Genomic DNA, 22,421 nt, shown 5'->3' with positions numbered 1-22,421 from the left:
CTCACTTACAAATCCTCAGGTACCTTTTACATAGTGACAGGCAAAATACGCCTTTGCCAGATAGTATAACAGATTTCTGAGTATTTTTCCATAGAAGATTAGAGCGTGTTTGAAAAAGGCTTTCTGCAAGATGTGCGTTACAATTTGTGGGAGATTTTGCCCGGATGAGGGCGCCGTAGTGGGCTACGGCAACCGAATTCGGGTGAAATATACCGCAAAGTGGGGCGTGCAGATTGCGGAAATGGTTTTTCAAACACGCTCTAGATAGAAAAACCGCCATCCTTCCGGATGGCGGTAAACACTTCCAAATTAGTCCTGGATGTATGGCATCATAGCAAGATGACGTGCTCTCTTAACAGCAACAGTCAGAGCTCTCTGATGTTTCGCGCAGTTTCCTGTGATTCTTCTAGGAAGGATTTTTCCTCTCTCGGAAACATATTTTCTTAATTTTGCTACATCCTTGTAATCGATCTCGTTATTCTCTTTACCACAGAATACGCAAACTTTTTTTCTTCTGCGGCCGCCTCTTCTCTTCATTGGAGAATCTGGTCTTTCGCTTCTATTATTGTAAGCCATGTTGGTTTTCCTCCTGTTTTATTCAGTTCTAAGAGCTAAGCTCTAGTTAAATGGCAATTCCTCGTCAATGCCATCCGGAATGTTCATAAAGCCCTCTGCAGCGGTTCCCGGGTTCGGCATAGATGCCTCCGGTGCACTTGTGCGCGGATGGGAAGCAGCATAACTGTCGCTGGAAGCCTTGCTCTCAGCAAACTCCTGATCTTCCACAACAACCTCTGTAGTGTAAACCTTCTGTCCATCACGGTTGGTATAGCTTCCGGTCTGAATACGACCTGTAACGGCAATCTTCAGTCCCTGACGGAAATACTTCTCAGCAAACTCTGCCGTACGTCCAAAAGAAACACACTGAATGAAATCAGCACTTGCTTCTCCATCGCGACGGAATCTTCTGTCTACCGCTAATGTGTATCTGGCAATTGCCAGTGCATTCTCTCCTGCGGAATATCTTACCTCAGGATCTCTTGTTAAGCGTCCCATTAAAATTACTTTGTTCATTCTTCTTACCTCTCTTAATATACTAAGTGAACGGGCTCTTAATGGTGCTTTCTAAATCCGATTATGCAAAAAGATTATGCGTCTTTTCTGACAACTAAGTATCTTAATACGTTGTCCATGATACGTACATGTCTTTCTACTTCTGCCGGACACTGTGCGTCTGCCTCAAACTGAATAAAGTAGTAGAAGCCTTCATGCATTTTCTGAATCTCGTAAGCTAATTTCTTCTTACCCCATTCTTCAACGTCTGTGATAACGCCATTGTAACGAGTGATGTATCCTTTAGCTTTCTCAACTACTGCATCACGTACTTCGTCTTCAACTTTTGCGCTAACAACTAATGCTAACTCGTACTTGTTCATGCTTGTCTTACCTCCTTATGGTCTGTTGGCCCTTTGCCTGTCAAAGAGCAAGGATATTTTATATATCACGATTTTTGATTCTAACATACTTTTTTCAGGCTGTAAAGCATTATTTTTCCTTTTTTTGAAGATTTTTTGTGTTTTTCTCCACCATCTTCCGCGGTACCATGATCTGGTGTCCACAGCCCATACATTTCAGGCGAAAATCTGCACCTACTCTTAAGATTTCCCATTCTTTGCTGCCGCATGGATGACCCTTCTTCAATGTAACAATATCTCCAACTTCATAAACAACTGCTGCCATATATAAACTCCTTATTTACCTGCTTCATTTCTGCTTTAGAACCTTTTTCAGCACACTATTTTTTTACTTTTATCTGGGAAAACACCTGTCCGATAGGCTCCTTGATCAAAAGATCTGCATACCGATCTCTTGGTGTCGGGGACTTGTTGATCACTACCAGATGTTCTCCGGAAAAGTAATCGATCAATCCTGCCGCAGGATAAACAGCCAGGGACGTCCCTCCTATAATAAGAACCTGCGCCTGGGAAATGGCACGCACAGACTCATTGATAGTGCGGTCATTCAGTCCTTCTTCATAAAGAACCACATCCGGCTTGATAATTCCACCGCAGGAGCACCTTGGAACCCCTTCCGCTGCTTTCATATATTTAAAGTCATAGGATTTTCCGCATCTCATACAGTAATTCCGGTATACACTTCCGTGAAGCTCCAGTACATGTTTACTGCCTGCCATCTGATGCAGATTATCAATATTCTGGGTGATAACTGCTTTCAGCTTTCCGGCTTCTTCCAGCTCTGCCAGCTTCAGATGAGCTGCATTCGGCTTCGCTGTATCGCATAGCATCTTGTCCTGATAAAAACGATAAAATTCCTCAGGATGACCCATGAAAAAGGTATGACTTAAAATAGTTTCCGGCGGATAATCATACTTCTGATTATAAAGTCCGTCCTGGCTTCGAAAATCCGGGATCCCGCTCTCCGTAGAAACTCCTGCTCCTCCGAAAAATACAATATTATCGTACTGGTCGATCAGCTCCTGAAGCCTTTCCACTTCCTTACTCATGTCCATTCCTCCAATCATTATACGGTACACATTTTTCAGTAATATGCTTTCCGATATCTCTCTCAAAATCCCTCTGCAGCCCTGCAGAAATTTCCCGGCCGTTTACAGGTCTGCATGCTTTTTTCAAGAAGATCCGATTCTAATTATCACCTGTCTGCTTCGTGCTGTCTGATTTCTTCACAACATCCAAAGTATCCACTCTTTTTCCCTGAACCACATAACGGGTAGACTCATTACCGGTACATGTGGAAAGGGTAACGATCTTGTCGTCTACGCCCAACTCACCTGGTGTAGTCTTAACATCAGAATAGGAGACTATTTTATTCATATAATCCACAAACTCCTGTCCAGGTCCCTTAAACAGTGTATATGTATCACTGTTTACCGCTGTGGTATACGCAGAAATAATCTCATACCGGTAAGTCTTCTCCGGGGTAAAGATCCAGAAATATTTGCTCTTATTGTAAGCAGAATCATCCTTACTGAAATTCTTCAGCTGTCCAAACATAGTCCCGTTCTTCATATTGTGACCATATACCAGCGTATTGCAGTCACTGAAATCTGCCTTATTCTCATAATCAATGAAAATAGTTCCGGCAAAATTATAATTCTTCTCATATGTCAGATGAAGATACTGGTCATTGTCAGTTCCCTTTACCACCGGATAGCTGACACCATCAAGTGCCTCCACATAGATCCAGCCGATCACATCTGTATTAATGCTTCGAAGAGAATCAAAATCAATATCCAGCGGGGCCTTCAGAGACGGTCCGTCTGGTCCTGCTGCTTCCTCACTTTCACTGGTACTGTCCTGATCCGGATCACGCTCTGTCACCGCCATCTGGGCAATCGCATTATACTCATCTGAGCCTTTCTTATACTCTGTATAAATGTGATAAAGATTGTATGCCGCGTAGCAAAATATACAGATTGCAGCAATCAGTACAATTGTGAGAAATATATCTCCTGCTTTTTTCTTCTTTTTGGGTTTCTTATCTTCGCTCATGGCAACCTCCTTCTACCAATATCATTCACATAATCTGAAGTTTCGCATATATAAAACTTTTAAAGTCTCTCTATATTATATAGGCTATAAAATTTTCCTGCAACCTCTGTCTCAGGATATATTACCAGTGAACAGCAACAGTTCCTGTTCACCGGTAACATTCCGCGAGGTGTTTTTTGTGAACAAAGTTCACAGAAAACCCGAGAATTGCGGCGCGAGATCATGCAAAGCATGATTTCGCGATCAGATTATTATACACGCCATACCTTCTGCATCAGTAATTCCTACATTCTTCACTTATTCTTCCAGCAAATCCCTGCACTCTTTTCGCATCTCATTTTCTTTTTTGCTGTAAAGCAAAAGTTCACAATGTTTAAAATAAGAAGGACAGCCATACTGAGAGATGAAAATACTGCATCTGTCATCTCCTGTCAGGCCAGTCTCAAACAACAGCAATTCCTGCCCTTCCCCAAAGCACTCTTCCAGAAAAGAAAAGGCTTGTTCCAGCATCTTCTTCGTTTCCTCAAGTTTCTCGTTTCGTAATCTGCAAACATTGCCAAACCTTTCGCCGATTTGTTCTATTCCTTCTGCCACGTCAGAAATATGCAGCTCTTTCAACTGAAAAAAATACTCTTCCAGAATTCTGATCTGTTCCTCTTCCCTAGCAGCTTCTTCTGCTGTCAGAAGCTCTGAACAGATTTTCGCATCTAGTGCTTTTCTTCTGGAAGCAACAAACTGTTCCATAGCTTCTACGCTGTTCTTTTCCTGCAAAAAAATCTTCAGCAATTTAAGATTTTCGTATAGTTTTTCTATCTTTTCATCTGTTTTCTGAAAGACTGAAATTCTTTCTGTCACAGCTTCAAGAAGCATTTCGGTTACAGTAAAGCGTTCTTCAAAAGATGCTTTTTTTCCCATATCGCAACAAGTCTTCAGCTGCCTGGTAGTTACATTTCCATCAAGAATTTCCTGTATCTGATAATCAGATTTATACTTCTCATACAGTCTGTAATAACCGGCAAAATCTCTTGCAATTTCCTCTTTTTGAAGGAATTCCCCAATCAGTTCCTCTCCGATTTCCACTTGCAGTTCCTCATAACTTTTCAGGATTTCGGAAAGGTCCTCCCAACCTCTGGCAGTCACAAAAAACTTGCCATCTACTGTATTTTCTACCATATAAAAATTCTCTTTTTTAAGGGAAAGATAGGACAAAATTGCGCCATGTATGCCCTTTTCCCCCGCATATTCCAGCCATACATCTGTATCTGCCTGTATGGAAATCTTTCTTACACGATCCAGCGTAACAATGTCAAATTCCCGGACCGATTTGTTGTATGCAGGCGGATTGCCAGCAGCTACAATAATCCATCCCTGCGGTACCTTATGGGTTCCAAAGGTCTTGTTCTGCAAAAACTGCAGCATAGCCGGGGCCAACGTCTCCGACACGCAATTGATCTCATCTATAAAAAGGATTCCCTCCTTTTTTCCCGTTTGTTCCATGTACTCATACACAGAAGCAATAATTTCACTCATGGTGTATTCTGTTATATCAATTTCCGTACCACCGTAATTCCTGGTGACAATTTTGGGAAGTCCCACTGCACTCTGACGAGTATGATGCGTGATGGTGTAAGCCACCAAGCCCACCTTACATTCGGCTGCAACCTGCTCCATAACAGCAGTTTTTCCGATTCCCGGCGGACCGATCAGAAGGATTGGGCGCTGCCGTACCAAAGGATAGGTATAAACTCCATTCCCGTCCTTTTTCAGATAAGCAGCAAGGGTATGGATAATCTCATTTTTTGCGTCTTTGATATTCATATTTTTGTCCTTTCGCCGATAACCAGTTTATAAGCCCAGTCCGGCACAAGTCTCATATTTTCCGTCTTTTTCACAAATACAAAGGCCGTTTCATAATCCGGTTTCTGTCTCGGATAAATCCCATCTCCGTCAGTAAAGTAGATCAAAGCCTTCAGATTCTGCAATTCCCGCTTCTCCTGTTCCTTTCTGATCAGTTCAAAAACAGGCCTGAAATCGGTTCCGCCCCGTCCCTGTATGGTTATCTTCTGCATATATTCTTTCCATTCTTCCTCTGAATGGATCACCTGGTACCACTGAATACAACAGTCACATTGGACAATATATACTTTCATTTTCTTAAAAAAATTCTCCCTGGTGCTGAGGATCTGGTAGGTCTCTCTAAGGAATCTCCGGACCATCTCTCTGGAACAGGAACCAGAGGTATCAATGGCGATCACCAATTCCTCCAGACGATTCACTTCTTTGTACTCCAACGGCTCGATCAGCGGCAGATTTCCATACTGCTTCATTCCAAAATTATAAAAAATATAATCAAAGCTATCCTCATCCAATTGGATTTCTTCCCTGGGAAAAGCAAATTTTCGGAGAAATTTCCGATAATCATATCGGCTTTTGTACAGTTCCTCCAGTTCCTCTTCTTTATTTCCAGAACTTGCTCCGATCCGATGCTTCTGCCGCTCCCTTCCAAGGGTGGTATATGTAAGAATCTTTTCCCACCTGCTCCGTTTTTGTTCCCTTTTCCATGGATTTACACTCCATAGGGAATGATCATCAAAGGAAAAAAGAGATTCCAGCTCTTCAATATTAAACGGGAATTTTTCCTGTTTCAGAAGCTGATAAAGTACCTGAGCAGAGCAATTTCTGCCTTTAAAAAATTCAAAAATCTGTCTTCTTTTTTGCAGTTCTTCTGACGAATATTGCCATAAATTTTCCGGAATATTCTGCCAGATCAGAAGCTCCACAGCCAGATCACAGGCCACATTCCATAATCTTGCTTCCATCTTTTTGTCAGAAAAAGGATGCTGATAAAGACAGTGAAACAACATGTGCAGGCAGCCTCTTTTCAGCCTTTCCGGCTTTTCTGCCCAGATATAGATCAGGAATACAGGGTCTGCTATTATCCTCTCACCGTCAGTTCCAATTCCATGGATCCAGGACTGCAAAGAGTTCTCATTTTCCATGCTGTTTGGAGACATTTTTGTCTCCACAACCGCCGAAAGGGCTGCTGATGCATAAGAAAAAAATGGAAATCTTGCACAGATTTCACTCCTGCAGGTATGCAGGATTTTCATTCCCATTTCCTGGTATTGCCTTTTTTTCTTTATGAAACTGCCTGTATTTTCAGACATTTTTCTTTCTTTATTGTCCTGCATAGTTTCGCTTTCTTTCCTGCTAAAGGTCAAATTTTTTCTCTTTATATCCGTATTTCTGATCCTTTAACCTCATCAGCCACACCAGGCTCTCCAGCTTTCGCTCTCTTCTGGCAGTACAGATAAAATTCTCCAGTTCTTCTGCTCCAAACCAGCCAAAACTCTCCAAGAGCTCCATTTTTCCCACGTTCTCTTCCCGGATCAAAGCTTCCATAGCAGGACGGATTCTTCGCTTCAGATACTGGCCATAGGCAGTTTTTTTCTCTTCTTCGCACTCATTTGTTAAAAAAAATCCTTCCAAAGCGCAGGCAAGCCGAATCCGCTCCTGTCCTGTTGTCTGGAATTTTTCATACCGCATATCACGCTCTTCTTCCATATATAATCCCAGCTTTCTTGCAGTTTCCCTGCTTCTTATTATAATCCATCCTGCCTTTTCCCACAATCGTATTTTTCTCATTTGCCACATACGCTCTCTCCTGTTATAATAAAAATACCAAAGCGTGTTTTTGAAAAATCATTCCAGCAAGATGTGCGTCACAATTTGCGGTATATTTTGCAGCAAACCTTTTTCAAACAGGCGCTAAGAACAACAGGAGGTTTCATTAAAATGGAAAAAAAGAACTTGATCGTCGGACAATCCGGCGGACCTACTGCAGTTATCAACAGCAGCCTTTATGGTGTAGTTTCTGAGGGCATAAAACAGGAAGAAATCGGACATGTTTACGGCATGATAAACGGTATTGAAGGATTTCTGAAGGGCACCATCCTTGACTTTGAAGAAGCACTTCCCGGGGAAAAGCTGAAATATCTTACCTACACCCCAGGCGCTTACCTGGGTTCCTGCCGCTATAAGCTTCCGGAATCTCTGGAAGATCCGGTATACCCAGAGCTTTTCCGCAAATTTGAGGAGATGAATATCGGCTGGTTTTTCTACATCGGCGGCAACGATTCCATGGATACTGTGAGCAAGCTTTCCCGCTACGCAGCCATGATTGGCAGTGACATCCGCATTATCGGAGAGCCGAAGACCATTGACAATGATCTTGTGCATACTGATCACACTCCTGGCTTCGGCAGTGCTGCCAGATATGTGGCTTCCACAGTTCGTGAAATCACCCTGGATGCCAATGTTTATGAGAAAAAATCCGTGACCATCGTAGAAATCATGGGACGTCATGCCGGATGGCTCACAGCAGCCAGCGCTCTCGCCCGCAAATATACCGGCGATAACCCGCTTCTTATTTATCTTCCTGAAACAGCCTTCGATACAGAAGAATTTTTGAAAAAAACAGAAGCCTGCTTCGAAAAAAACTGTAATGTTGTTGTCTGCGTTTCCGAAGGCATTCATGATAATAAGGGAACTTTTATCTGCGAATATGACAATTCTGTAGGCACCGATACTTTTGGTCATAAAATGCTGGCAGGCTGCGGCAAATATCTGGAAAACCTGGTGCGAAGCCGACTTGGCGTGAAAGCCCGCTCCATTGAACTGAATGTAAGCCAGCGCTGCAGTGCCTCCATGCTCTCTGACACGGATCGCCAGGAGGCCATTACAGCCGGTATTTTCGGCGTTCAGGCTGCGCTGAAAGGCGAAACTGGGAAAATGGTATCTTTCATCCGTCAGGAGACCTCTAAGGGCGTTTACCAGATGAGATGTGGACTTGAGGATGTCAATGAAATCTGTAATGAGGAGAAAACCGTTCCCCTTTCCTGGATCAGCCAGGACGGTTCTGACGTGACAGAGGATTTCATCCATTATGCACGTCCGCTGATTCAGGGAAATGTAGAACTGCCTATGGGCGAAGACGGACTTCCGGTCTGCGTATACAGAAAATAACGTTACCAGTGGACAGTAACAAAATAACCTCGCCGTTCTGAGTTCAAACCCTGCAGAGAATCTCCCTATACGGTATCATGATTTAAACAGGGCGAAACATATTCTACATGTTTTTCTTGTGGCTCACGAAAAAGAAAAGAACTCCTTTCTCTATAAGATCAGTTAGAGCGTGTTTAAAAAAGGCTCTAACTGATCTTACAGAACAAAGGAGTTCTTACTTTTTTTATTTTTCACACAATCAGCAAAAATCCATGATTTCTTCTGCCTTATTCCTGATCATTTCCAAACATCTTATGATCTTCTTCCAGTTTCTCCTGAACCTGGCTGTCATAAATTTTCTCTTCTTTCTCCTCATCCCTTGACTTGGGCAGGATCAGGTTCAGACAGACTGCTATGATCGTTGCCAGCACAACCGGAGATTTCCCGAAAATGGTAGTCACCCATGCAGGAAGTGTGGCAAGTGCTGCATTTGCCTGGGAAACGCCCACACCAAGTGCTGCAGCCAGACCTACAATGGAGGAATTACGGTAATCCATCTCTGCAGAAGCCACCAGCTTCATACCTGTCATAGCAATAGATGCAAATACGGAAACTGTGGCACCACCCAATACGCACTGGGGAATCGTGGTCAGAAGTGCTGAAAATTTCGGCACAAATCCGGCAATTCCAAGGAACGCAGCTGCCAGTCCCAGAACCCAGCGGTTGATAACCTTGGTCGTGGTAACAATACCAACGTTCTGGCTGTATGTTGCAGTTGGAAGTCCTCCGAACAGGGCTCCAAGAATATTGGTAATACCATAAGCTACAATACCACCCTGAAGCTCTGAATCCTTGGGAGTCCGGTTCATAGCACCGATGGTAGTTGCAGAGTAGTCACCAATTGCCTGAATCGAGTTAATTGCAAAAAGCAGTCCGATGGCTACACATGCAGAAATCTCAAAATGCACTCCGAAGTGCAACGGCTGTGGTACCTGGAACACACTTGCCTTACCCACGCTTGAAAGATCCACCATTCCGAATGGAATGGATACCACATATCCGGCCAGCATACCAATCAGAATAGAAGAAAGCTTCCAGATTCCTTTTCCAAAGTGGTTCAGGACCGTTACCACTGCAAGGGTAAAGAAAGCCACCAGCCAGTTCTGCCAGGAGCCATAATCCGGATTAGAGGTTCCACCAGCCATGTAGTTGATCGCAGTGGGATACAGGGAAAGTCCGATGGTAAATACCACTGTTCCTGTGATCAGAGGTGGAAAAAATACCCTGATCTTTTTTACCATAATTCCCATGATAACGGCAACAACACCGCCTACAATCTGGGCTCCCAAAATGGTGTCGATTCCGTACCCGTCCGCAATGGCCTGCATACTTGGTACATATGCGAAGCTGACACCCATAATGATGGGAAGTCCTGAACCAATCCTGTACTTCTTCCCAATGGGAAAAAGCTGGAGCAAGGTAGACAACGCAGCAACTACCAGAGCTGCCTGAATAAGAATGACCTGATCCTTATTCTCAAGCCCTGCTGCGCCTGCCACAATAATGGCAGGGGTGACACATCCCACGATCATTGCAACAACATGCTGCAACGCAAGAGGAAGGGCTTCCTGTATCCGCGGGATACCATCCGTTTCAAAAATACTGCCTCTCTTCATAATATTTTCCTGCTTTCTTTTGTTTTATACAGTATACCAAATAAGGCGTGCAAAAACAATTAGGTTAGCTCAAAATATTTGGATATAATATTCACAAAAAAGTCATCCTTTTTTTGTAAACATTTATCTGTTTCGTTTTTTTATCTTATGCCAGTTCTTTTTTCATGGTTAAAATATTCTGTCCGTCAACATATTCATAAGAAAGCTCATCCATGGTTTTCTTCACCAGGAAAATTCCAAGTCCGCCAATTTCTCTGTCTTCAATGTCCAGTGTAATGTCCGGATCTTTGTTTTCCAGTGGATTATAAGGGATTCCCTGGTCTATGAAAATCAATGTGATTTTCGGCGGATTATCTTCCATTTCAATTTGTATTGTGGCATTTCCGCTGCCCTTCCCATAAGCATAATAAGCAATATTTCCAAATATCTCATCTATGGCAACATCCAGCTGCATCTGAACCTTCAACGGACATTCCTTTTCTTCCAACACTTCATTTACAAATTCCGTAACTTTATCCACATTCTCTATCTTTGCTTCCACTGTAATACTTTTCAAATTTCACAGCTCCTTTCCCATACGCTACCAAGGCTTCTGTTGCCATCCCGCCTGGTAACCATACCTTTTTTCCTGCACTATGTAAAAAAGAATCCTGCACAAAATACAGAATTCCTTTATTAAATGCGCGCTGAACCGGTTCCTCACATGGTAAGTTCTCTGACCACTCCTAAAACCTGCCAGACCTGCAGCGCGTGTCACTCTATTGTTAAAATATCCGTAAACCCTGTAATCTCAAAGACTTCCTTTACAACATCTCCCACATGGATCAGTTTCATACTTCCTTTTTTATTCATAACCTTCTGCAATTTCAAAAGCACACGCAGACCAGCAGATGAAATGTACTCAAGATCTGCAAAGTCAAGCACCAGTTCCTGTGTATCTGCCAGTTCCTTCTCTGCAAAAACATCCAATTCAGGAGCTGTGGTTGTGTCCAGTCTTCCTGACAGCATTACAGTATCTTTTGTTCCTTCATTTTTCTTTTCAATCTTCAGGCTCATATTCTTCTCCTTTTAAATCGGATTATTTTCACAGCTTTTCTCTTATGTCTATCAATTACTCTGATAAAACATTCTTCGTAAGGTTTTCACCGTATTTTATGGGTTTATTATACAAAGAATCAATATTTTGTGTCAAGTTTTATCAAGGATTTTTATCACGCCAATAACTCAAATGTATGATAAAGATCCATTCTCCCGAATCCCCAGTCCCGATTGGGATACTGCATCCGTTCTTCACGCTCCGCCCCTCGTGTAATATAATTTTTCACGCTCGAGCCGGTAAAATAGGGTTGATTCCCACGTATCACCGCCCATTCGAACAAAAGTGCAGCCGCACCGGCAGTCTGAGCGGCAGAAAGGCTGGTGCCGGAGGCATTTCCGTAAGGACCGTTTAACAGGGGTACCCGGATCTGGACACCTGGGGCTGCTACCTGTGGAACTACATTTCCATCTGGCATAAAGCCTCTGCTTGCCTGGACATACAGGCTGTTGTCACGATACTGGTAAGCAGTCACGGTAATACTCTCCAGTGAATCTCCAGGTGCCGTCACTGTATTATAAGGCGATGGTTCCAGAAAATAGGTTTCCTCCGAAATCAGCCCCTGAACCGGCAGCCACATATGAAATCCTACATTCTGCCCATCTCTTCCTCTAACAAAAATACGCCAGATTCCAGGTACCGGCTGGATAAATTGAAAATATACCAGCGTATATCCGGTCTGCCTCTCAATAGAAACATAATTTACCTTCACCCTTGTTTCCACAAAGACAAAAGATAATTCCTGCGTCACCGCCCCCAGTGAAGCGCTGATATCCAGAATTTCCCCTGTAGGAGACTGCAAAGAAAGATTATAAATTTCTGGCGGCTCGCCCCAGAATTCCATGGTAAATCCTGGCTCCTTGTTTCCAACGCGAAGCTCCGCCAATGCCTGGTTTTCTCTCTCTGTAAGGCGGCCTGCGTAATGATGTCTTGCCGCTCCCTCATTTCCAGCTGCAACAGAAACTGAAATCAGCGAATACTGGGAAATATAATCCACATAAAGACTCAGTGGATTTTTCCCGATATGTGCTCCCTGGCTGCTGCCAATTCCAAGGCACAGAGAAAGAGGCATTCTTCTGTCATTCGCAATTCGCACTGCAAAATCCATTCCCATCATAATGTCATTTTCCTGGAAAATCTCCGCTTCTGCAGGGAAAAGATAAAACTCCCGAAGATATTTTTTCGCAGGCTTCACTTTCACAATGATCAGCATAGCTTCTGGTGCAGCTCCAGAAAAATTCTCCTCAGGAAAATAATTTCCAGCTGCTATAGCAGCCATTCTGGTTCCATGGCCATCCGTATCCACAGAGGGCACAATTTCAAGAGGATTTCCGGAAGCCAGTGCCTGATCAATATCCTTTTTCCAGAAGACACGACCATAAGGTACTTCCTTCCCGTCTCCCTGTAAGGTCTGGTCCCAGATACAGAGGATTCTGCTGCCCATTTCGTTCTGAAAAACCGGATTCCGATAGTCAATTCCGGAATCCACAACCGCAACAGCTGTTCCGCTTCCTTTCAGCTGAAGGTAGGGCTGTTCCTGAAGCCGGGTAATTCCGGAAGCACTAAGGCCTCCAAGATCCATATGCGTATAACATTTTGGAATAGAACTGTAGGAATACGTATTGATATTCCACCTTCCAATTTCTGTCAAGGGTGCATAAACTACCCCGTAAATTCCGTTTATTTTCTGAAAACTAAAACCTGGGACATCGCCCAGGTCTTCCTGAAAATCGTCCATATATTTTACAATAAAATCCGCATACATCTCGTTCTGTGCCGGTGAAACTGACTCCTGCATACTCAAATTGCCCGCGTCTTTATTTCCCATAACTGCCCCTTAAAGCTTTTTCATTTAAGAGTATGCTTTATTTTTCATTTCAATGACTTAAAGCCTGTTTGAAAAATCATTCCTGCAATCTGCACGCCCCACTTTGCGGTATATTTCACCCGAATTCGGTTGTCGTAGCCCGCTACGACGCCCTCATCCGGGCAAAATCTCCCACAAATTGTGACGCACATTTTGCACAGAGCCTTTTTCAAACACGCTCTAGAGCGTGTTTCCTCTGTACCAGAAGCACAATTCCTGCCAAAAATGTAAAGACTGAAATAAACTGCGACGTAGAAAGCACTCCCACACTTCCTCTTGCCAGATCTCCGCGGAAAAACTCCAGCACAAATCTTCCTGCACTATAAAAAATCAGATATGCCGCCGCTGTCTCTCCATCTTTTTTCTGGCTTCTCAAAATCAGGAGTAACAAACCATAATGAAGAAAGTCAAGAATACTGGAATAAATCTGCGTAGGAACCAGCGCCACCCCATTTGGTGCAAATGCAGACGTATGAAACGTAATAGAAAAAGCACCTGACGTTTCTTTTCCGTAACAGCATCCTGCCAGCAGACACCCAATTCTTCCAAATCCCTGTGCAAGTGCTACAGAAGGCATTAACGTATCAAAAAACTTCAGAAAATTCAGTTTTTTTACCCTGCAATATACATACGCCGTGAAAATTCCACCAACAATTCCACCAAATACCACAAAGCCATCGGTCAGAGTAGCACTCAGAAACCCAGGATTTTCCAGGATACTTTTCCATTCTGTAATCCAATACAGGATCTTGGCGCCCAGGAATCCTCCCACTACGCACCATACCACCAGATAAAAAACGTGTTCATAGGGCAGTTTCCGCTTTTTTGCCCTGTATTCTCCGGTAAAATAAGCTGCCAGAATTCCAATGGCGATCATCAGTCCGTACCCATAGACCGTAAATGGACCAATCCGCAGAAGTTCATTTTTCATAAATTATTCTCTCCACTCAAAACCATTTTTTCCAGAACCTTAAAAGTTCCTTGTTTGCATGATCATTTTTAGGACTTTCCATACTCTTATCCGGATCACATTCCCCGCAGATATCCACCTGCAGGATTTTTCCATTCTCTTTTTCAAAATGAGAGCACAATGCCAGAAGTACTTTCAGCATCTCTTCTAAAGTCATATCCCCCTGGCTCCAGGTAGTGGCTGCTTCCTCCGGGCAGAGCACATCCTTATCAATAGAGACATACAGCGGTATATTTGCAGGAATTTCCAAGCTTCTGATCAATTCTTCCTCAGAACCTTTTTTCTCAGCCATATGCGACCTTGCCTCAGCCAGCCTCTCCCTGGATAAAAAATGCACTCTGTCCTTAAAGGGTTCTTCCACCTGCCCGTACGCTTCCTCATCCGGCCCAATCAGCCAGACCTCCTGAAGCTTTTCTACCTCTTCCAATGTACTTGCAATCCAGCCCCCGCAGGACAAAAGCCCTCCGAAAGCAGGAAGCTGCATGTCTGTATGATTGTCAAATACCAGCAGGTTGAAGGGCTCTTTCACCCGCCCGGTCCCGATTCTGCTCATATAATGATAATTTCCGGAATCCATAAAATAAATTCCAGAAACCGGATATTTTTCCATTCGTTCCAGAATCTGCGCCTGGGCATCTCCATCGCAATAGCAGTTGGTTCCTGAAATATCACTCAGGTCTATCCAGGAAATCTGCTCTCCCTCATAGAACTGCTCATTCTGGTAAATTCCAGAAAAATCCATGATCACAACGTTCCTCTTCAATCCTTCCATTCCTCCAGAATTTCCTCTTCTTCCGGCTTCTGACTTGCCTGTTCTTCCTGATCCGCCTGCTCTTCCTGATTGGTCTGCTCTTCCTGATCTGTCTGCTCTTCCTGAGCACCTGTATTTTCAGCACCAGATTCGACTGTCTCCGTGTCAACCTTCTTCGCAGGTTCAAAACCTGAGTCCGGTGTTTCAGCATCTTTCACAGCCACATCAACATCTGTCACTTTATCCTCTTTCTTTCCATCACCAGCTGATCCATCCTGAATCTCTTTTTTCAGCCCGTGTTTCAGAATCAGATAAAAAATAATATCCAGCACCCCGTTCGCCACAAAAATACATCCTGAAATCTGCACGGTCATCCTGATTTCAGAAAATGGATTTACAAGGATCAACACTCCAAGTCCTATAAAAATCAGACTTTCAACCAGAAATGCCTTCCAAACGCCCTGCCCGCGCTTCTTCAGTTTCATACTGCCGCGCATCATCCAGATGCTGTCCACCAGAATAAAAGCTCCCAGCATAAGAGTCAGCAGTTTCACAACCACAGTTGGATTCATAAACAAAAAGATACCGATCACCAACACGATCACACCGGAAAAAAGATCCAATATAGTAGAATTATCCTTTTCCAGAACAAAGATCAGAATGTGATAAACACCGGCCCCGATCAGAACCAGCCCAAATACCACCTTGCACAGAACATTCACCGTTTCTACAGGCATCAATGCCAGACACAGTCCAAAAAGAATATAAAATACAGATGTTGGAATCTGTCCTCTTAAAATTTTGCTTTTCTTCTCTTCCATCATTTAACCTCCTGTTATCCTCCGGTTCTTTTTGGACAGTATAAACCTTTTCGTGAAATTCGTCCACAAAAAGCCGGAAAAAGAGTATAATTTCCTATATAAAAAATCCATTTTTATACTTGAAGTTTTTCCCTGTGGTATTATAATGAATGTCGAAGGAAAATGAATTATGTCGTAACTGTTCATACAGGGAACAGTTCCATTATATCTAATTTTTTATCGGAGAATTAAATTTTGAAAAATATAAAAAACAACAAAACCATTCTTGCCGTTATCCCAGCTGTCGTAGTGCTGGCTGCAGGGGTAGCTTTTTTTTGCTCTCGTTCAGGCAATACTGACAAACAATGTCAGGAAACAGTTGAACGTCTTCAGAAGCTTGAAACAGCCGATATCTCCAGTATAGAGGATGCGATCCGTGCACTTTCCGAGAAAGAAAAGCCCACCGGATCGGACTCAGAGGAGGGTGTTCTTGGCGATATTCTCACAGATGTACAAATTAAACAGGCATTTCAGGGAACTGTTATTGTAGGAGACTCTATTACAGAATCAATTGCAGAATATGGTTTTCTTGACACCAGTATTGTAGTTGCCAAGCTGGGACTTCGTATTGACGATGCAGATGACCAGATCAATACCGCCATCAGTCTGAATCCAAGCGTATTTTTCCTGTCCTTTGGAGCAAATGACCTGGAAATTTACAATGGTGATTCCTCTGCTTTTATTGACGCCTACCGTGTGAAAGTGAAACAGATCCAGAACGCACTTCCTGATACTGCCATTTACATCAACAGCATTCTTCCCATCCAGCAAAGCGCCATTGACCAAAATCCTGCTCTTGCTTATTATGACAGCTTTAATCAGGCACTCAGGGACTTTTGTGACGAAATGGGATGCACTTTTATAGACGATACATTCCTTGTAGACGAAAGCATGTATGAGCCGGATGGTGAGCATATGGTTTACAATTACTACCCCAAATGGCTTACTTATATGGCAGAAAGGGCAGGTCTCGTATGAAGCTGAATACCAAACGAAATATCCTCTCAGATTTTTCTGGCAAACTGAGCGGCAATCTGAAGAAAAATAAACATCAGGGAACCAGCATCCTTTCTGATTTCAAGCTTACCGGTTCCCTTATCTTAAAATCCGTCATGGTAATTTTCCTGGTTGTCTATCTGGGACGCCTCTATGTATCCGACTACGCAGCAGACGTATCCATGGACAAAATATCTGCTGCCCTTGAACAGGTTTCCGGTGTAACGGACCTTAGTGAGCCAGGGGTTTCCGGTCTTCGCCGTTTTTATCAGATAGATGAGAATGACATAGACAGCTACTTTTTCCGTAAAGCAGCCTCCCCAATGTCTGTAGACGAAGTTCTGGTAGTTAAGGCTAATTCTTCTTCTGAGGCAGGCGCCTATTTAGAAGCAGCTCAGGCTCATCTTGAAAGTCAGAAGAACATTTTCGAAGGCTATGGAACTGATCAGATGGCACTTCTCGGAGAAGCTTCTGTAGAAAAGCGCGGTGCCTATGTCTGGTATTTCTGCGGTGAAAATGCCCAGGAACTTCGCCAGGCTTTATTATCCATGATATAGGAGAATTGACGTTATGGTATTTAACAGTGTAATTTTTATATTTTGTTTTCTTCCCATATTTCTGCTGATCTACTATTTCGTGCCGGCCAGGGCCCGTAATCCGGTACTTTTCGCAGGAAGCCTTTTCTTTTATGCATGGGGAGATCCTACCTATCTGGTTCTTATGCTGTTTTCCAGCTTTTTCAATTATTACATGGGCAAAGAGCTTGGGAAAATAACCGATGAAGATCCGTCCCGCAAGCGAAACCTTATTTTCGCAGTAGTGATTAACCTTCTGATCCTGGGATTTTTCAAATACTGGGGATTTCTTCTTGATACCGTCAGCGGTGTCACAGGACTGAAGCTTACCTATCCGCAGCTTGCATTGCCCATCGGACTTTCTTTCTATACCTTTAAGAATCTGTCCTACATCCTGGACATCTATATGGGAAAAACAGAACCCTGTAAAGGATTTTTTCCATATGCCGTATACAGCACCATGTTTCCGCACATGACAGCCGGACCCATTGTCCGCTACACTGACATTTCGGAATCCATCAGCCGCCGCAGTATAAACACAACGCGCCTCGGTGCAGGTGCAGAGCTCTTTATCAAGGGGCTTTCCAAGAAGGTTCTCCTTGCAGACAATCTTTCCGCTCTGTACACCACCCTTCAGGCTTCCGGTACTACCTCCTTTGTGGGAACCTGGCTTGCCATTGGCGCATATACACTGGAGCTGTATTTCGATTTCAGCGGATATTCCGATATGGCCATCGGTCTTGGACAAATGCTGGGCTTCAATTTCAACAAGAACTTTGATTATCCTTACATTTCCACCAGCGTCTCTGAATTCTGGCGCCGCTGGCATATTTCTCTTGGAAGCTGGTTCCGTGATTACATCTACATCCCACTGGGAGGCAACCGTGTTTCCACAGGCCGACATATCCGCAACATCCTTGTGGTATGGGCACTCACCGGTCTCTGGCATGGCGCCAGCTGGAACTTTGTGTTCTGGGGCATTTACTACGGTCTCCTTCTTCTGGCAGAGAAATTCCTTCTTGGACGTTTTCTTGAGAAGGCACCTGTCTGGCTTCGCAATTTATATACCATGTTTGCCGTGATCATCGGCTGGGTATTTTTCAGCCAGACCACACCTGCAGCCATAGGAAAAATGCTGGGATCCATGTTTGGATTGGGAGCTTCCTGCTTCGCAGACCGTGCCTCCCTGTATGCATTGAAATCCGGACTGATCCTGATGATCATTTCCGTGATCAGCTGCCGTCCGGGGCTTTATCAGTATTTCAAGCGCCTTGCAAGACGCAATACTTACCTTGCCGCAGTGATAAACGCAATCCTGTTTTTCCTCTGTATTGCGTATATGATCTACAGTTCCTACACACCATTTATGTATCAGCAGTTCTAGAGTAAATTTGAAAAAGCCCTGAACTGGTACCATATTAATTGGAGGACCCATGAAAAAGAAACCAAACGGATACCGCTATTTTTGTCACCTGACCGGATGCCTTTTCGGAATCTTCATCCTGGCAGTACTGATAATCAATTTTTTAGTTCCGGACCGGGGCTTTTCCCAGAAGGAAAACCGTGTGCTGGCCTCCCGTCCGGCCATCAGCGTTTCACAGCTCACATCCGGCAAATTTGCGGATGGTTATGAAACCTATGTAAATGACCAGTTTTTCCTTCGTGACTGGTGGATCACACTGCGCGCCACAGCCCAGCGTATCCTTGGAAATACGGAAGAAAACGGTGTTTTTCTTGGCAAAAACGGCTACCTGATGGAGGATTTTACAGCACCCTCCCAGGAGCGTCTGAACCGTACCGTAAACGCTATGACAGATTTTGCAGCAAGGCATTCTGATCTATCCCAGTATGCGCTGATCGCGCCAAATGCCGTGAATATCCTTTCAGATAAGCTCCCTGCCCTGGCTGCTGCCACTGACCAGAATCCTTATCTGGACGCAACTGCCGCTGCTCTTGAAAAGGCAGGTGTCACTTTCGTGGATGTGCGTGACACCCTTTCCCAGCACAAGGATGACGGAATTTATTACCACACAGACCATCACTGGACTACTCAGGGAGCTTACTTTGCTTATATGCAGCTTGCAAAGGTACTTGGAATCGATTCTTCTTCCATCTCCTACGACAAGCTCCCGGTTTCCATGAGCTTCCAGGGAACCCTTTCTGCCAAAAGCGGTTTCCGTGCTTCTGAGAAAGAAGAAATGGATGTCTTTCTTCCAAGAGATGACTCGGTTCCTTCCTCTGTTGTAAATTATGTAGACGAACAGAAAAAAACAGCCAGCTTTTACGATACCAGCAAGCTGGAAACCAGAGACAAATACGCCATGTTCTTTAACGGAAACCATGGCAAGGTTGTGATCACCACTCCTACAGAGGAAAACCGTACCTTACTTGTGATCAAAGACTCCTACGCAAACAGCCTGATCCCTTTCCTGGCGCCTTACTACCGCAAGATTGTTATGGTAGACCCTCGTTATTTCTATGACGATCTGGAAGAACTGATGCAGGTAGAGGAAATTCAGGAAGTACTTTATCTGTATAATGCAAATACATTCTATTCAGATACTTCCCTGGAGCTTGCACTTATGCCTCAGAGCAGTACAGATTCCACACCTGACAGCATTGAAACGGATAACACAGATACTGCTTCTGCTTCTTCTGACAACGCTTCTGCTGACAATCCAGAAGCTTAAAGCGTATCTGAAAAAGGCTTTCTGCAAGATATGCGTCACAATTTGTGGGAATGATTTTTCAGACATACTTTAGTCTTATTTCCTTCTGCCAGACAGGCAGGAGGATTTTTTTTCCAAATTTCATTGTACAACTCATGCAAATTCGCTATAATTACTTTATTAAGCAGCTATTTTCTGCAAAGTGTTTTTTGGAACGCAGTTCGCAGAAATCCCAATAAAACAGAATCCTGCAAGCAGGATTCTCCGCCTGCGGCTGGTCGCCTCCAGCGACATCCAGCGCATGTTTGAAAAAGGCTTTCCGCTGCAGTGCGAAGCGGGTAACTGTGAAGGTACTGGACAGTTACCTTTATTAAACATTTAGGAGCGAAATTATGAAAATAGTATTAGAACATCTCACAAAGCAGTTTCCGCCCCGTGGAAGAAAGGCTCAGGAGCCGGTCACAGCTGTAAGCGATTTCAATTTCGAAATTCCTGACGGTCAGCTGATCGGACTTCTCGGCCCCTCCGGCTGCGGGAAAAGTACTACCCTGAATATGATCTGCGGCCTGGAGAAACCAACCAGCGGCAGAATCCTTTTCGGCGATGATGATGTGACTTCATTTCCCCCAGAGCGGCGCGGCGTTGGTATGGTATTTCAGAATTATGCACTTTACCCCCACCTCACAGTGAAGCAGAATATCCTCTTTCCTCTTCAGAATCTGAAAGGAAAGGACAAGCTTTCCAGATCCCAGATGGATGAGCGGGCTCAGAATGCAGCCCGTCTGGTGCAGATCACAGAGCTTATGGACCGACGTCCTTCCGAGCTCTCCGGCGGTCAGCAGCAGCGCGTAGCCATTGCCCGTGCACTTGTAAAAATGCCACGCGTACTGCTTCTCGACGAACCGCTCTCCAACCTGGATGCCAGACTCCGCCTCCAGACCCGGGAAGAGATCCGCAAGATCCAGCGGGCTACAAAGATCACAACTGTCTTTGTCACCCATGACCAGGAGGAGGCCATGAGCATTTCCGACATGATCGTAGTCATGAAGGATGGTGTGGTACAACAGATCGGGAAGCCCCAGAACGTTTACGACAGCCCTGTAAATCTGTTTGTTGCCAAATTCCTTGGTACCCCTCCCATCAATGTATTCGAGGGGCAGATCCGTGGCGGAAGCCTTTACATCGGTGAAAATGCGGTTCTTCTCACACCTGGGATCTCCGACCAGCCGGTTTCTGTGGGAATCCGTCCGGAGGGATTTATCCCCGATGAGAAGGGAGCGCTCTGCTGCCAGCTTGGAGGCATGGAAGTAATGGGACGTGACATCTCTGTTGTCTCCACCCATGCATCCTCCGTAAATCCTGTGATCCGCTCCATCATCAGCTCTGACACCCAGATCCGGCTTGATGCAAAAACCGTCCGTTTTTCTATCAAGCCAAACAAGATCTTCCTGTTCCGGCATGATACTGGTGAACGGATCAACCTTTAAAGGGAGGCTCCTATGAACAAACGAAACTTCAAAGGCTGGCTGTACCTTCTGCCGGCTATGCTTTTTCTGGGTATTTTCATGGTCTACCCTCTTATCGATGTTTTTATCTATTCCTTTGAAGAGGGCTATAATTCCGCTTCCCAGACTTACTATAGGACAGGTATGTACAACTATTCCTACGTCCTTCATGACCCATATTTTCTCCAGGCGATCCGGAATACCTTTATCCTGGTTGTGATCACAGTGCCCCTTTCCACTTTGCTGGCACTTCTGATTTCCGTTGCCTTAAGCTCTGTGAAGGCTCTGAAAAAACTTTTCCAGACCATTTACTTTCTGCCATATGTAACCAACACACTGGCCGTTGGACTGGTATTCATGATTCTTTTCAAAAAAACCGCTTATTCCGACGGACTGATCAACCTGGTGCTGAAGCTGTTTGGACAGGGACCTGTAGATTTTATTGACGGACCATACTGGGCGAAGATGCTGGTATTATGTATTTATACCATCTGGATCGTTATGCCATTTAAGGTACTGATCCTTACCAGTGCCCTGGCTTCTGTAAACCAGAATTATTACAATGCAGCCCGGGTAGACGGTACCTCCAGATTCCGTATTTTTATCCGGATCACCCTACCGATGATCTCTCCCACTGTTTTCTATCTGATCATCACTGGTTTTATCGGTGCATTCAAGGCTTACAGCGATGCAGTTGCCCTTTTTGGCACAGACTTAAACGCAGCTGGCATGAACACCATCGTAGGTTATGTTTACGACATGCTTTACGGAAATGGCGGCGGCTACCCGTCCTATGCCTCAGCAGCAGCGATCCTGCTGTTTGTTATTGTTTTGACAATCACCTGCATAAACCTGCTTGCAAGCAAAAAACATGTATACTACTCGTAACGGTGAAGGTTCACCCTCTTTATCTGAAAGGTATTTT

The 22,421-nt window shown here is 44.2% G+C and carries 25 protein-coding genes and 3 pseudogenes; 10 read left to right on the top strand and 18 right to left on the bottom strand.

Features of this window, described 5'->3' with window-relative positions; genetic code table 11:
* Position 1: 1 nt before the first annotated feature.
* Positions 2-193: pseudogene (locus PGQ38_RS20060) on the bottom strand (DUF6783 domain-containing protein); the annotation flags it as partial.
* Here PGQ38_RS20060 and PGQ38_RS20055 point away from each other — a divergent pair.
* Entirely contained in the window at positions 131-268 is a 138-nt protein-coding gene (locus PGQ38_RS20055) for a DUF6783 domain-containing protein (protein WP_306797036.1), read from the top strand. The pseudogene PGQ38_RS20060 and the gene PGQ38_RS20055 overlap by 63 nt on opposite strands.
* Before the next feature lie 41 nt (positions 269-309).
* Here the strand turns inward: PGQ38_RS20055 and rpsR are convergent, their stop codons facing one another.
* The 9 genes from rpsR to PGQ38_RS12400 form a co-directional block, all read right to left on the bottom strand.
* Complete coding sequence (gene rpsR, locus PGQ38_RS12440; protein WP_118583682.1) at positions 310-576, bottom strand: 30S ribosomal protein S18; 267 nt, start codon at positions 574-576, stop codon at positions 310-312.
* Positions 577-618: 42 nt separating this feature from the next.
* On the bottom strand, positions 619-1,071 hold the full coding sequence (locus PGQ38_RS12435) for a single-stranded DNA-binding protein (RefSeq protein ID WP_118583680.1): 453 nt from the start codon (positions 1,069-1,071) through the stop codon (positions 619-621).
* 74 nt (positions 1,072-1,145) lie between these two features.
* Positions 1,146-1,433: a 30S ribosomal protein S6 gene (gene rpsF / locus PGQ38_RS12430; protein ID WP_117851485.1), complete on the bottom strand. Its 288-nt coding sequence runs from the start codon at positions 1,431-1,433 to the stop codon at positions 1,146-1,148.
* A 109-nt stretch (positions 1,434-1,542) separates the two neighbouring features.
* Entirely contained in the window at positions 1,543-1,737 is a 195-nt protein-coding gene (locus PGQ38_RS12425; RefSeq protein WP_173715669.1) for a DUF951 domain-containing protein, read from the bottom strand.
* 55 nt (positions 1,738-1,792) lie between these two features.
* Complete coding sequence (locus tag PGQ38_RS12420) at positions 1,793-2,521, bottom strand: NAD-dependent protein deacylase (RefSeq protein ID WP_118583678.1); 729 nt, start codon at positions 2,519-2,521, stop codon at positions 1,793-1,795.
* Between the two features lie 139 nt (positions 2,522-2,660).
* Positions 2,661-3,527: a class B sortase gene (gene srtB, locus PGQ38_RS12415; RefSeq protein WP_195409151.1), complete on the bottom strand. Its 867-nt coding sequence runs from the start codon at positions 3,525-3,527 to the stop codon at positions 2,661-2,663.
* 297 nt (positions 3,528-3,824) lie between these two features.
* Entirely contained in the window at positions 3,825-5,345 is a 1,521-nt protein-coding gene (locus PGQ38_RS12410; protein ID WP_204453382.1) for an ATP-binding protein, read from the bottom strand.
* Positions 5,342-6,637: a vWA domain-containing protein gene (locus tag PGQ38_RS12405; protein WP_204453399.1), complete on the bottom strand. Its 1,296-nt coding sequence runs from the start codon at positions 6,635-6,637 to the stop codon at positions 5,342-5,344. The genes PGQ38_RS12410 and PGQ38_RS12405 overlap by 4 nt, the downstream gene beginning before the upstream one ends.
* Before the next feature lie 100 nt (positions 6,638-6,737).
* Positions 6,738-7,181: a hypothetical protein gene (locus tag PGQ38_RS12400; protein WP_243284505.1), complete on the bottom strand. Its 444-nt coding sequence runs from the start codon at positions 7,179-7,181 to the stop codon at positions 6,738-6,740.
* Between the two features lie 34 nt (positions 7,182-7,215).
* Here PGQ38_RS12400 and PGQ38_RS20740 point away from each other — a divergent pair, with 34 nt between their 5' ends.
* Both PGQ38_RS20740 and PGQ38_RS12395 read left to right on the top strand, forming a co-directional pair.
* Positions 7,216-7,299, top strand: coding sequence for a DUF6783 domain-containing protein (locus tag PGQ38_RS20740; protein WP_368072636.1), 84 nt, complete (start codon positions 7,216-7,218; stop codon positions 7,297-7,299).
* 23 nt (positions 7,300-7,322) lie between these two features.
* On the top strand, positions 7,323-8,552 hold the full coding sequence (locus tag PGQ38_RS12395) for a 6-phosphofructokinase (protein WP_195380046.1): 1,230 nt from the start codon (positions 7,323-7,325) through the stop codon (positions 8,550-8,552).
* Between the two features lie 266 nt (positions 8,553-8,818).
* Here the strand turns inward: PGQ38_RS12395 and PGQ38_RS12390 are convergent, their stop codons facing one another.
* From PGQ38_RS12390 to PGQ38_RS20050, 5 genes are all read right to left on the bottom strand, one after another.
* Entirely contained in the window at positions 8,819-10,207 is a 1,389-nt protein-coding gene (locus PGQ38_RS12390; protein ID WP_118583668.1) for a uracil-xanthine permease family protein, read from the bottom strand.
* Positions 10,208-10,352: 145 nt separating this feature from the next.
* Positions 10,353-10,763: an ATP-binding protein gene (locus PGQ38_RS12385; RefSeq protein ID WP_118583666.1), complete on the bottom strand. Its 411-nt coding sequence runs from the start codon at positions 10,761-10,763 to the stop codon at positions 10,353-10,355.
* A 197-nt stretch (positions 10,764-10,960) separates the two neighbouring features.
* Positions 10,961-11,263, bottom strand: coding sequence for an STAS domain-containing protein (locus tag PGQ38_RS12380; protein ID WP_173715676.1), 303 nt, complete (start codon positions 11,261-11,263; stop codon positions 10,961-10,963).
* Positions 11,264-11,418: 155 nt separating this feature from the next.
* Positions 11,419-13,131, bottom strand: coding sequence for a S8 family peptidase (locus PGQ38_RS12375; RefSeq protein ID WP_195699505.1), 1,713 nt, complete (start codon positions 13,129-13,131; stop codon positions 11,419-11,421).
* Positions 13,132-13,175: 44 nt separating this feature from the next.
* A complete protein-coding gene (locus PGQ38_RS20050; RefSeq protein ID WP_334286099.1) occupies positions 13,176-13,322 on the bottom strand; it encodes a DUF6783 domain-containing protein in 147 nt (48 codons plus the stop codon).
* On the opposite strand from PGQ38_RS20050, the pseudogene PGQ38_RS20735 reads away from it, so the two are divergent.
* Positions 13,260-13,496, top strand: a pseudogene (locus tag PGQ38_RS20735) (DUF6783 domain-containing protein); the annotation flags it as partial. The gene PGQ38_RS20050 and the pseudogene PGQ38_RS20735 sit on opposite strands and share 63 nt — an antisense overlap.
* Here the strand turns inward: PGQ38_RS20735 and PGQ38_RS12370 are convergent.
* The 3 genes and pseudogenes from PGQ38_RS12370 to PGQ38_RS12360 form a co-directional block, all read right to left on the bottom strand.
* A pseudogene (locus PGQ38_RS12370) lies at positions 13,382-14,101 on the bottom strand (prolipoprotein diacylglyceryl transferase); the annotation flags it as partial. The pseudogenes PGQ38_RS20735 and PGQ38_RS12370 overlap by 115 nt on opposite strands.
* A gap of 16 nt (positions 14,102-14,117) precedes the next feature.
* Positions 14,118-14,912 (bottom strand): arginase family protein, encoded by a 795-nt coding sequence (locus PGQ38_RS12365; protein WP_195699507.1) that lies wholly within the window; start codon positions 14,910-14,912, stop codon positions 14,118-14,120.
* A complete protein-coding gene (locus PGQ38_RS12360; protein ID WP_204453384.1) occupies positions 14,900-15,715 on the bottom strand; it encodes an HdeD family acid-resistance protein in 816 nt (271 codons plus the stop codon). The genes PGQ38_RS12365 and PGQ38_RS12360 overlap by 13 nt, the downstream gene beginning before the upstream one ends.
* A gap of 231 nt (positions 15,716-15,946) precedes the next feature.
* Between PGQ38_RS12360 and PGQ38_RS12355 the strand changes: the two genes are divergently transcribed.
* From PGQ38_RS12355 to PGQ38_RS12330, 6 genes are all read left to right on the top strand, one after another.
* Positions 15,947-16,729, top strand: a complete 783-nt coding sequence (locus PGQ38_RS12355) for a GDSL-type esterase/lipase family protein (RefSeq protein WP_118583657.1) — start codon at positions 15,947-15,949, stop codon at positions 16,727-16,729.
* Positions 16,726-17,304, top strand: a complete 579-nt coding sequence (locus PGQ38_RS12350) for a DUF4358 domain-containing protein (protein WP_270431956.1) — start codon at positions 16,726-16,728, stop codon at positions 17,302-17,304. Before PGQ38_RS12355 ends, PGQ38_RS12350 begins: the two co-directional genes overlap by 4 nt.
* 13 nt (positions 17,305-17,317) lie before the next feature.
* Positions 17,318-18,706 carry an MBOAT family O-acyltransferase gene (locus tag PGQ38_RS12345; RefSeq protein WP_204453386.1) on the top strand — a complete coding sequence of 463 codons (1,389 nt, stop codon included), beginning with the start codon at positions 17,318-17,320 and terminating at the stop codon, positions 18,704-18,706.
* Positions 18,707-18,755: 49 nt separating this feature from the next.
* Positions 18,756-20,012, top strand: coding sequence for a DHHW family protein (locus tag PGQ38_RS12340; protein ID WP_270431952.1), 1,257 nt, complete (start codon positions 18,756-18,758; stop codon positions 20,010-20,012).
* Positions 20,013-20,383: 371 nt separating this feature from the next.
* Entirely contained in the window at positions 20,384-21,478 is a 1,095-nt protein-coding gene (locus PGQ38_RS12335; protein WP_173715683.1) for an ABC transporter ATP-binding protein, read from the top strand.
* A 12-nt stretch (positions 21,479-21,490) separates the two neighbouring features.
* A complete protein-coding gene (locus PGQ38_RS12330; protein WP_204453390.1) occupies positions 21,491-22,384 on the top strand; it encodes a carbohydrate ABC transporter permease in 894 nt (297 codons plus the stop codon).
* Positions 22,385-22,421 lie beyond the last annotated feature (37 nt).

Source organism: Blautia faecis (assembly GCF_027662325.1).
Lineage (GTDB): Bacteria > Bacillota > Clostridia > Lachnospirales > Lachnospiraceae > Blautia_A > Blautia_A faecis.
This window is presented reverse-complemented; position numbering and strand designations above follow the sequence as displayed.